Origin of the sequence: Clostridium aciditolerans (assembly GCF_016316925.1) — a bacterium.
Lineage (GTDB): Bacteria > Bacillota > Clostridia > Clostridiales > Clostridiaceae > Clostridium_AM > Clostridium_AM aciditolerans.
The window spans coordinates 287,457-297,597 of record NZ_JAEEGB010000026.1; the positions used below are offsets into that span (position 1 = coordinate 287,457).

Here is a 10,141-nt window from a genome sequence, read left to right on the forward strand (position 1 = left end):
AGGAAAGTTATGAGAGCAGATAGATTAATTTCTATATTAATGTTATTACAAATGCATAAAAAATTGACTGCTTCCGAATTATCAAAAAAACTTGAGGTTTCTGTAAGAACTATTTATAGGGATATCGATATTCTCAGCGGTATTGGAGTACCTATAATTGCTGATAAAGGTATAAATGGCGGGATAAAGCTTCTAGGAGACTATAAAACTTCCCTTACAGGAATAAATAAAAAGGAACTTTTCTCTTTATTAATTCCAACTGGTGATAAAATTTTTGAGGATTTAGGCATTGAAGATCTTAAATATTCTACAATGCTTAAAATTTTAGGAAATTCTTCACATAACCAAATAGAAGAATTAGAAAATATTCAAAATTATATTTATATAGATATGTATACCTGGAATGAGCCTAACATTAGCCTAGATATAGATATTCTTTCTATATTACAAAATGCTGTATGGAATTCCAAATCGTTAAAGTTATTATATAGGAAAGTAGATGAAACAAAGGAAATAGTGATAAATCCACTTGGATTAGTTTGCAAACGTGGTGTTTGGTATTTAGTCGCAGCAGATAATGAAATTATTAAAACATATAAAGTAACTTCTATCGAATCTGCTTTACTAATGAATGACACATTTGTTAGGCCATACGATTTTAATTTAAAAATCTATTGGAAAAATTCTACTAATAATTTTAAAAATTTAATTCCTAAATATACTTTTGCCTTTAAAGTTAGTCCTAGTATCTTAAATCATATAAAAGAAAGGCCATTTATAACTATAAGTGAAACTATATTTAGAGAAAATGAAATTTATCTCAATATAAAATTTGATTCTGTGTTACAAGGTATAGAATTTGCTTTTGGATATGGTAAAGATATTGAAATTATTGAACCTATCGAAGCTATCTCTGAAATTAAGAAAAGAGCATTAGAAGTGATTGATTTATATTGAATATAATTCAGCACAGTTTTAAATGCCTTTCCTACACTTCAAAGGTTCGTAGAAAGTGCTTAGCGATAGAAGATAAATACTGATCTTTCATCCATATTATAGTTGTACTTGTGTTTAAAGAGGGTTCATTAATTTCCTTATAACTTAACTTTGCATTTGGGATAAGTTCAATCCAATCCTTTGGTACGATGGCAACCCCCATTCCCGTTTTCGCCAGCAACAGTATTGAGCGAGTATCCTCAATTTTGCAAAGTATTCTTGGCTCGAATCCCGCCTGACTACATAATTCTACTATCGCTTTTTCATATCTACGGTGCACTAAAAGAGGTTTATCTGCAAGATCCTTCAAATATATGGTTTTTTCATTATTCTCCCAATAGGTACTATCACTAGTGGCAGCTACCATTGGTTCACTAGGCAAACTTATTGATTCATAAATTTCTGAGTTCAAAGGGGTTCGTATAATTCCAATTTCTATTAGTCCGCTTTTTAGTAGCTCTAATATTTCACTTGTACTTCCTTCTCGTATTTCAAAATTTATATTTGGATATTTTTTATTAAAACTGCATATTCGCTGCGGCAAAAGTATATCTCCAGAAGAGGATATAGTTCCGATTGATAGGGTTCCTTCCAACCCTTCATTAAAATCCTTTAATTCTTTAACTGTTGATTCCATTAATTCTATCATCTGTTTAGATCTATGCCATAATTTTTTCCCTGCATCAGTTATCTGAAATTTACGAGTACTTCTTTCTATCAATTTAACCTTTAATTCATCTTCAATAAGTTTCAGTTGTTGTGTGAGATGCGGTTGGGCTATATGCAATCTTTCAGCTGCTTTAGTTATATTTCCTTCTTCAACAATTGCAAGAAAATAATTGAGTTGCTTGATATCCATAAAATTACTCACTCCACAGGCTCGATTTATACATATTTTTGTATAAGTATAATAATATATACGTATTTTTTGTATATATTATTCTTTGTTATAATCATACATGAGATAGAAAACAAAGTCAAAAGATGTTTAAGATTAACCTTAGTTATGTAATGATTTTATTATAATTTTACGGGGGAATATACAATGACAAAAAGGGATTTCATAAAAAAAGTAGAAAAAATCTGCCTAGTGAAGGACTGTAGTATTTCAAAGGCAATTGATATAGCTAAAATGGAAAATAAAATAACTGATACAGAGTTCATTTCATGGTTCTGCACAGGCTCAGGCATTGGCAATATTAAAAAATAATTATATAACAAAGCTATGTAATATGTTGGAGGGTTAATCCATGAAAGGTAACATGACTGAAGGAAGTTCATCAAAAATATTGATAACTTTTGCTATTCCTATGGTACTAGGCAATATATTTCAGCAACTTTATAATACGACAGATGCCATAATCGTAGGAAGATTTATTGGGAAGAATGCATTGGCAGCAGTAGGTGTTTCAAATCCCATTATGTCAATAGCTCTTTTCTTCATATTTGGCATTTGCATGGGTACCTCCATACTTATGTCCCAACTTTTTGGGTCAGGAGAATATAAAATCTTAAAGAAGGAAGTTTCTACAGCTTTAATTGTAGGAATAATTTTTACTATAATATTATCTGTTGCCTGTATACTCCTATCTAGATGGGTTCTTATAATAACCGGAACCCCTAAAGAGATCTTAAATGATGCTGATGTATTCTTAAAAATAATATTTGGAGGACTAATCTTTTCATTTCTATATAATTATTACTCATCTGCACTTAGAGCCATAGGAGATTCAAAAACTCCTCTAATTTTCTTAATTGTTTCTTGTTTGCTTAATGGGATTTTATGTATCATCCTTATCATAGTTTTTAAGTTGGGTGTAGCAGGTTCGGCTATTGCAACAGTAATTGCACAAGGTGTATCATCTATATTATGCATAGTATACGTTTATATTAAAATTCCACTGATAAGACTTAATCGAAAAGAATTGGTTATAGACAAGTCACTAGTAAGACTAACTATGCAGTACAGTTGGGTGACAGCACTGCAGCAGACTTGTTTGTATATTGGAAGGCTATTGGTTCAAGGTGTTGTTAATTCTTTTGGAATAAATGCCATAGCTGCCTACAACTCTGTAACAAGAGTTGATTCATTCGTGTTGGCACCTGGCGATAGTTTTTCTGCATCTGTTGCTACCTATTCTGCCCAAAACAAGGGGCGTGGAAAGCTGGACAGAATAATTGACGGCTATAAGAAAAGTAATATTATAATCACTGCATATAGCGTTACTACTGCCCTCATTGTGTTTTGTGGAGCAGAAAGAATTATGAATTTATTTATTTCCGGTCCTGAAAGAGAAGTTATATTAATAGGCGTTAGATATTTAAAATTAATGTCCATTTTCTATGTACTTTCAGGATTTTGTAATATATTTCAAGGCTTATTCAGAGGTGTTGGTAAGCTACGTATAACATTTATTGCAACCCTCATGCAAATCTTGGTTAGAGTTGCATTATCCTATATTCTTGCACCTTATTTAGGGATTTTAAGCGTGTGCTATGCCATAGCTATTGGTTGGATTTTAATGATTATCTACGAAGGTTTGGCCTGTAAAAAATATTTTAAGGAAATCACACAATTGAATTTGCCACATTGTGCTTTAAAGTGCAGAACAACAACGTTTAAGTGAACCTATAAAGTTTCCAAAAAGCCGTAAGAAATTCTGGGATGATTATAGAAAATATGGCTTTGAATATATCATTGAGCAATTAACCAAATAGTACTTCGATGGCAACCTTTCCTACCTTTCAACAATAGGTATGAAAGGTATTTTTTTTGGAAAAATAATTTCATGATAAAAAGCGAGAGGGTAGGTATATAAAATTGAAAGAAAAACGAATAAATTCTTCAAAGATAACAGATAAAGATGAATTTTTAGCAGATGAATTTTCAGTACAAGAAAATAATAAAGGGACGGAAAATCATCTCTCAGCCATGAATTTAATGTGGATTGGGATAGGTGGTACTATTGGATCCAGTTTTTTCCTCGCATCAGGATTGCCTATAAGCTATGCTGGTCCTGGAGTGGTTTTTTCTTATCTGCTGGGTGGTTTATTAGCATGCCAGATTGCAGGCGCACTGACCTCTCTGTCTGTTAATCATCCAGTTAGTGGTTCCTTTAAGGTCTATGCTGAAGAAATCTTAGGACCTTTTATGGGATTCTATGTAGGTTGGACATTTTGGATAGGAGTTGTTCTAAGTATAGGGTCTGAGACCATTGCCATGGCTATATTTTCAAAACTGTGGTTTCCAAATGCCCCTGTATGGTTGTTAACAATAGTTTATTCAGCAATAGTAATTGCTTTAAATGCCTTTGGTTTAAAAAACTTTGGCAAAGTTGAAACGATTATGTCCTTCATTAAAGTAGCAGCCTTAGTATTATTCATTATAATCGGTGCCGCAGCAATGTTTGGAGTATTTTACACTAATCATCCAGTTGGAATTAAGACTCTATTAGATAACGGAGGTTTATTCCCAAAAGGTTTAAGAGGATTACTCCAGTCAATGTTAATTGTCATTTTTTCCTATGCCGGCATTGGCGTGGTGGCTATGGCATCATCGGAGGTTAGAAATCCAAGACGTGATATACCAAAGGCGATGCTTTTACTTATTTTGATATTGGTTTTATTATATGCGGTTTCAATTTTAACTGTTGTTTGCTTAATCCCATGGAATACAATTTCAATCAAGCAATCGCCCTTTATATCGGCCTTAGAATTAATTAATATACCCTTTGCGGCTTCAATCATGAATGCAGTGGTTCTGGTGGCATCATTTTCCGTAATGACCGGATCATATTTTTCTGCCATAATGATGCTAGTTGCTTTAGGAAACTCCCATCAAGCTCCAGCCTTTGTAAGTAAAGAAAGTAAGAATGGAGTATTTTATGGAAGCTTAATTCTAACAGCTATTGGGCTAGTGGCTATAATTATTACTTCTTACATTTTGCCGGGTAAAATTTATAGTTACTTAATTTCTGCGTCCGCTTATTTTTCATTCATTAGTTTGGGTATTATTTTAGTTTGCTTTTTGATATGGCGGAAAACTGTTGCAAATCAGGATATTTACAAATCTCCTTTAGCCTTTGGTGCTCCATGGTCAACAGTGATCACATTAGTAATACTAGTTCTTTTATTTATATTTTCCTTAGGCGTTATAGACCAACGGATGGGGTTTTATTTTGCTTTAGGTATTTCTGTTGTTATCTCTATAGCTTACTTATTTATCCGTGGTAAATCTAAAGATACAGCTTAACATGCATGAAATTAATAGGCATCAATGCCTCAAGCATAACAAGCTTAAAATTGCTATAAAGTTGAAGTGCACTCTAACTGTTTAACAAAATAGTTGGAGTGCATTTCTTGGTTTTCTAATCCATCTTCATATTTATCTGAAAAATTAAATTTCCTGCTTCCTAAAAAATCAATCTTCAATAAGCTCAATGAATCTCTGCGCTGCTGTAGACATAGGAATATCTTTTTTAGTTGCTATGATTTGATAAATAAAATATAAGTATTTCGAGGTTATTATCCATAAAGTATACTAATAAAATTATTAATTGGGTGCTTTATGTTTACATCATTGCCTTTGATAAAATGTATTATTAGCTTGTTGAATTCATTAGTTAATTCATGAGTATATACTCTGTCCTTATCTTTTATCACACTTTTTGGCAGTAATGATATCCCCATGCCATCTGCTACACACTTTATAATAGCTTCTAGAGAGTCAAACTCAATAATTCTACTTGGAATTCCTTTGTTTGCAACAACCCACTTTTCCAAAATAGCACGATAAGGACAATCCATATTAGTATTTATGATAATAGGTTTTTCTAATAATTTATCTATTTCTTTATTATCAATAGAAGATATAACTGCCAGTTCCTCTGTAAAAGTAAAAGCTGATTCAACACTACTTTGGTTGTACGGACCATTAATAAAGGCACCATCAAGCTCTCCACTGATAACTTGCTCTATCAAGCTTCTTTGCGTATCTGTTTTTAAAGATAATATTACATCAGGATATTTTTCTGAATATCTACTTAACCATTTAGGCACTACTGAAGCCGATATTGTTTGAGTTGCGCCTATTTTTAAAGAGTTATTAGAACAAATATCTTTAAAAGCTGACTCAGCTTCGTTAATCAATCTAATAATCTGATCTGCATATGTAAGCAGCTTTTTGCCACTATCAGTAAGAGTAACACCTTTATTATGTCTTAATAATAAAGTAGTCCCTAATTCCTTCTCAAGCATCTTTATACGAAGGGTTACATTTGATTGAACATACCCCATCCTTAAAGCTGCCTTAGAAATAGAACCTTCATAGGCTACAATCTGAAATATTCTCAAATCATTACTTTCCAATTTTTCATTACCTTCTTTACTTTGTAATAATTATAATCTTAACATATTTTCACTATTAATATTTATTAATTTGGGTATTATTTCAAATGATATTTGCTATGATTTATAACTATTATTCATAGCTCTTAAACTCATATATAATAAAGATAAAGTATAAGAAAAGGAGTGTTTATCAAATGATAGCAACACAATACAAGATTACATTACCAAATGACTATGATATGGATATAATAAAATCCAGAGTTAAAAATAATGGCCATAAAACAGATGGCTTTTATGATTTAAAGTTTAAACTATATCTGGTAACAAAAAAGGGTGAAAATAATAATTTGCAGAATAGTTATGCTCCTTTATATCTTTGGAAAGATAGTGACGGATTAAATAAATTTTTATTTAATGGATTCTATGACAATATAATAAATTCTTTTGGATGGCAACAAGTAAATATAGGAATACCTTTAATTGATAAAACAACCTGTAATATTACAGATATAAAATATCTATTTGAAATCACAAGAGATATCGAGCCACAAGGAAGCTTAAATAACTTTAAAGATAGAATAGAAGCAGAACTTCCCAAAATTGAAAATGCAGAATATATAGTTATATATAATCCAGATAAGTGGAAATACACTGTATTTTACTTTATTGATGATTTAGATAAAGTAAAATCAGAAAAAGGTACAATTTATAATATACTTCATATATCACAATAAAAAGTTCTATATATTACTTTTATTAAAATAAAAGCTCGGTCTTAACCGAGCTTTAATATATTCTATATTAAGTTATTTTTCTTAAAGCTAAAATATATCCCATCATTACAAGCGCTATAGGTTACTTCATCAGCTATTTTAAGTAATTCTGGTTTTGCATTTTCCGAGTAAATCTAAAGTAAGAGAACCTTCTATGGTAATTCATAGAAGGTTCTTAAATTAGCGCAAAATCTATATTTATCCTACTTCAATTAATTAAAAATCAAAATTGTCTGGATCAGGTCCTACTCTCAAATCTTGATTTAAAGAATTTATCTTCTCTACTTCTTCATTAGTTAATTCAAAATCAAATATCTGTGAATTTTCTATTATTCTGCCGACCTTTGTAGACTTAGGAATAGTTACCACTCCATTTTGTATATCCCAACGTAATATAATTTGAGCAATAGATTTATTATGATTATGGGCAATTTCCTTCAATATTTCATTATCAAGTAATTTACCAACCATAAGTGGTGACCATGCTTCAACTTGAATATCATTTTCTTTACAGAATGTTCTAACCTTCCCCTGTGTTAAGCGTGGATGAAATTCTATTTGGTTTATCATTGGCTTAATCTCTGCATCCTTCATTAAAAACCTTAGATGTTATAAATAGGTCTTCCCTTGAAATACCTGCTGCCTTTATTCCTTCAGCTATCCCCTTCCCCATACTTACTTCATTATCATAAATAGCTGCTCCATCTATGCTTCTATAACCATTTTTTATTGCATTCTTTACTGCATCAACTAATTTGGGGCTATCCTCTACTCTAAAAACGCCAAGCCCTAGCCATGGCATTTTTACACCATTGTTTAAAGTTACTGTATTTTTTAAATTGTTTATCATATTATTTCTCTCCTTATAACACCTTTAACTTCAAAGCTTATCTTATAAAGTTGGTAAATATTTTATCTTCTCTTTCATTTTCTTTTACATTATTTTTACCCGAATCAATAACCTTCAATAACCATGTCATATTCTTTCCTAGAACACTCATAATTTGCATTCCTTCTTCATCTTGTATAGCTTCTCCAGGTGTTGTACCATGAATTACATTCCAATAATTTGATGTTGGCATCATCATCTCTGAATAATTGATATAGTTATTCAGCTGTTCAAATGTTGGAACACCACCGGATCTTCTTACTGCCACCACACTAGCCCCTACCTTATGTCTAAGCATTCCATTATTCACAGATGTAACTAAAAATGCACGATCCAAAAATGATTTCATCGTTCCTGGTATAGCTGAATAATGCACAGGAGAACCTAAATAATTCCATCAGCTTCCTTCATCTTTGAATCCAATCATTAACCTCATCATTCTGCATAACGCATCTTTCGTTCATGTTTCTACTGCATCCCCCGCAATCCATACATCCGCGTATTATCTTATTTCCAACATGAACAATCTCTACCTCTATATTCTCTTTCTCTAACTCTGCTGCTACAGCTTTTATTGCCTCATAAGTGTTTCCATTCTTTTTAGGACTTCCATTAAAAGCGACTACTTTCATAAAATTCCACCAAAAGTTGAATATTACCTTACTGAAAAGGGAAGAGACCTTACTAAAATTATTAAAGAAATTGAATCTTGGTCTATCAAATATTATTCTCACTTAGACAGTGGATGCAAATAATCTGATGTAATATATTGAACTAAAGATATTAATTAATTCATCAATTATTGACGACATAGTGTAAACATAATAAACTTAAGCCCACCGGGAGCGCAAATAGAGTGCTTTTTTATTGTTTAGAAAAAAATCTTTATGTCCAGACTTATAATGAGGAGATACTTTAAAAAGTAAAAGTTATATAAGAATAGATATACTTTTAACTGTAGCTTGTATTTTTATTGTGGAGCTAATTTGTGGAATCTCCCCATGATACTACTGTAACTACACCTTCATGTTTTAATACATCATAAAATTTTTCTGTAAGCATTCTATATTTCCTCCTAATTATTAAATAATATACATAAGAACTAGATATTATATCTATCGTAATTTAAGCAATATATACAAGAATTATGAAGGAAATTCGACCTTATTTCAATGTGCAGAGATAAGGCGAAATGAGTTATTATTAGATAAAAATAATTTACCCGATACACATACAAAATGTCCTTGTTTAATTAAAGTTGTAATGTTAGAAGCAGAAGAACAAATGAGACAATACTTAAGGAACAAGACTTTACAGTGGTTACATGAACAAATAGCTAATCAACTTCCGAAAGCATCGTGGAATTTATCCGACGTACAACAGGCACTCAAGGATCTTTTGAGTGAAGGATTGGTGCAGGTTAATTCAGTTGTTTTCGGATTATATCGACTAACTACAGATGGCAAAACTACAAAGGAGTTAGAATTGAGTGAGAACCAATGAATTATGTGCAACTTACACAGCTGGCTTATTGCCAGCTTATTTTTTACATATGTTATCTACCTTTTTCCTTCTATGCAAATACTTCACTTCATTCAAGTGCATAGAAATTAAATAGTCTGCATTAGTTGCACTATCACATCTTTGTTGTAATGAATTTGTAACACTCGAAGCACTTGAAGGTCTTGCGTTCCAAGCCTGATGTCCTAGCATTTGAAGTTTATTTATAACTCTATTGGCTATATCTAAAGCACAATTCTGCTCATTTAAATGCCCTTCTGCTCCTGTATCTAGATAACATCCATGTCCAGGGTCTACTGCAAATTTACTCATTCTAACATCTCCTATTCTATTTAAATATTTTATCTTTAACTTCTTTTACATCATCTTTAATGCCATTAAGGCCTTGCTCTATGCACTCGAATTTTTCTGTTAGTCTTGATATTATATCCTGATACTTTGATTCCCTCTTACTATTTTCATTTAATACAAAGAAAAGCAGTGCCACAAATAGCACCGCCCATATCCCATGCTGCATAGCTAAATCTAATGCTTTGTTTTCCAAGTTGCACCTCCATTTGAGCAAAAATAAAAAGAGCTTAGATTCTTCTAAACTGAACTGCTCCCTGTCAAG

General features: G+C 31.6%; 10 protein-coding genes and 3 pseudogenes. 7 read left to right on the forward strand and 6 right to left on the reverse strand.

The window, feature by feature from the left end; genetic code table 11:
• Positions 1-9 precede the first annotated feature (9 nt).
• Positions 10-957 (forward strand): helix-turn-helix transcriptional regulator, encoded by a 948-nt coding sequence (locus I6U51_RS18065; protein WP_211143953.1) that lies wholly within the window; start codon positions 10-12, stop codon positions 955-957.
• A 31-nt stretch (positions 958-988) separates the two neighbouring features.
• Here the strand turns inward: I6U51_RS18065 and I6U51_RS18070 are convergent, their stop codons facing one another.
• A complete protein-coding gene (locus tag I6U51_RS18070) occupies positions 989-1,855 on the reverse strand; it encodes a LysR family transcriptional regulator (protein ID WP_211143954.1) in 867 nt (288 codons plus the stop codon).
• 186 nt (positions 1,856-2,041) lie between these two features.
• Here I6U51_RS18070 and I6U51_RS18075 point away from each other — a divergent pair, with 186 nt between their 5' ends.
• From I6U51_RS18075 to I6U51_RS18085, 3 genes are all read left to right on the forward strand, one after another.
• Positions 2,042-2,206, forward strand: a complete 165-nt coding sequence (locus tag I6U51_RS18075; protein ID WP_211143955.1) for a hypothetical protein — start codon at positions 2,042-2,044, stop codon at positions 2,204-2,206.
• A 40-nt stretch (positions 2,207-2,246) separates the two neighbouring features.
• Entirely contained in the window at positions 2,247-3,623 is a 1,377-nt protein-coding gene (locus tag I6U51_RS18080) for an MATE family efflux transporter (RefSeq protein ID WP_211143956.1), read from the forward strand.
• A 194-nt stretch (positions 3,624-3,817) separates the two neighbouring features.
• The gene (locus I6U51_RS18085) at positions 3,818-5,248 is read left to right on the forward strand and encodes an amino acid permease (protein ID WP_211143957.1); all 1,431 of its coding nucleotides are present in this window, start codon (positions 3,818-3,820) and stop codon (positions 5,246-5,248) included.
• Between the two features lie 272 nt (positions 5,249-5,520).
• Here the strand turns inward: I6U51_RS18085 and I6U51_RS18090 are convergent, their stop codons facing one another.
• Positions 5,521-6,363, reverse strand: a complete 843-nt coding sequence (locus I6U51_RS18090; RefSeq protein ID WP_211143958.1) for a LysR family transcriptional regulator — start codon at positions 6,361-6,363, stop codon at positions 5,521-5,523.
• A gap of 176 nt (positions 6,364-6,539) precedes the next feature.
• Between I6U51_RS18090 and I6U51_RS18095 the strand changes: the two genes are divergently transcribed.
• Positions 6,540-7,079: a DUF4865 family protein gene (locus I6U51_RS18095; RefSeq protein WP_211143959.1), complete on the forward strand. Its 540-nt coding sequence runs from the start codon at positions 6,540-6,542 to the stop codon at positions 7,077-7,079.
• 255 nt (positions 7,080-7,334) lie between these two features.
• Here I6U51_RS18095 and I6U51_RS18100 read toward each other — a convergent pair.
• Together I6U51_RS18100 and I6U51_RS24865 are read right to left on the reverse strand one after the other, a co-directional pair.
• Positions 7,335-7,968, reverse strand: a pseudogene (locus I6U51_RS18100) (aldo/keto reductase).
• A gap of 37 nt (positions 7,969-8,005) precedes the next feature.
• A pseudogene (locus I6U51_RS24865) lies at positions 8,006-8,639 on the reverse strand (flavodoxin family protein).
• A 3-nt stretch (positions 8,640-8,642) separates the two neighbouring features.
• On the opposite strand from I6U51_RS24865, the gene I6U51_RS18115 reads away from it, so the two are divergent.
• Together I6U51_RS18115 and I6U51_RS24870 are read left to right on the forward strand one after the other, a co-directional pair.
• Positions 8,643-8,762, forward strand: a complete 120-nt coding sequence (locus tag I6U51_RS18115) for a winged helix-turn-helix transcriptional regulator (RefSeq protein WP_425489778.1) — start codon at positions 8,643-8,645, stop codon at positions 8,760-8,762.
• A gap of 376 nt (positions 8,763-9,138) precedes the next feature.
• Positions 9,139-9,360, forward strand: a pseudogene (locus I6U51_RS24870) (Rrf2 family transcriptional regulator); the annotation flags it as partial.
• A 186-nt stretch (positions 9,361-9,546) separates the two neighbouring features.
• Here I6U51_RS24870 and I6U51_RS18120 read toward each other — a convergent pair.
• Positions 9,547-9,840 carry an N-acetylmuramoyl-L-alanine amidase gene (locus tag I6U51_RS18120; protein ID WP_211143962.1) on the reverse strand — a complete coding sequence of 98 codons (294 nt, stop codon included), beginning with the start codon at positions 9,838-9,840 and terminating at the stop codon, positions 9,547-9,549.
• Positions 9,841-9,856: 16 nt separating this feature from the next.
• Positions 9,857-10,072 (reverse strand): BhlA/UviB family holin-like peptide, encoded by a 216-nt coding sequence (locus I6U51_RS18125; protein WP_211143963.1) that lies wholly within the window; start codon positions 10,070-10,072, stop codon positions 9,857-9,859.
• Positions 10,073-10,141 lie beyond the last annotated feature (69 nt).

Bases quoted from the DNA above. Each gene is read 5' to 3' on its own strand.
- I6U51_RS18075 (WP_211143955.1), top strand. From the start codon at position 2,042: ATGACAAAAAGGGATTTCATAAAAAAAGTAGAAAAAATCTGCCTAGTG.
- I6U51_RS18070 (WP_211143954.1), bottom strand. From the start codon at position 1,855: ATGGATATCAAGCAACTCAATTATTTTCTTGCAATTGTTGAAGAAGGA.
- I6U51_RS18120 (WP_211143962.1), bottom strand. From the start codon at position 9,840: ATGAGTAAATTTGCAGTAGACCCTGGACATGGATGTTATCTAGATACA.
- I6U51_RS18095 (WP_211143959.1), top strand. From the start codon at position 6,540: ATGATAGCAACACAATACAAGATTACATTACCAAATGACTATGATATG.
- I6U51_RS18065 (WP_211143953.1), top strand. From the start codon at position 10: ATGAGAGCAGATAGATTAATTTCTATATTAATGTTATTACAAATGCAT.
- I6U51_RS18080 (WP_211143956.1), top strand. From the start codon at position 2,247: ATGAAAGGTAACATGACTGAAGGAAGTTCATCAAAAATATTGATAACT.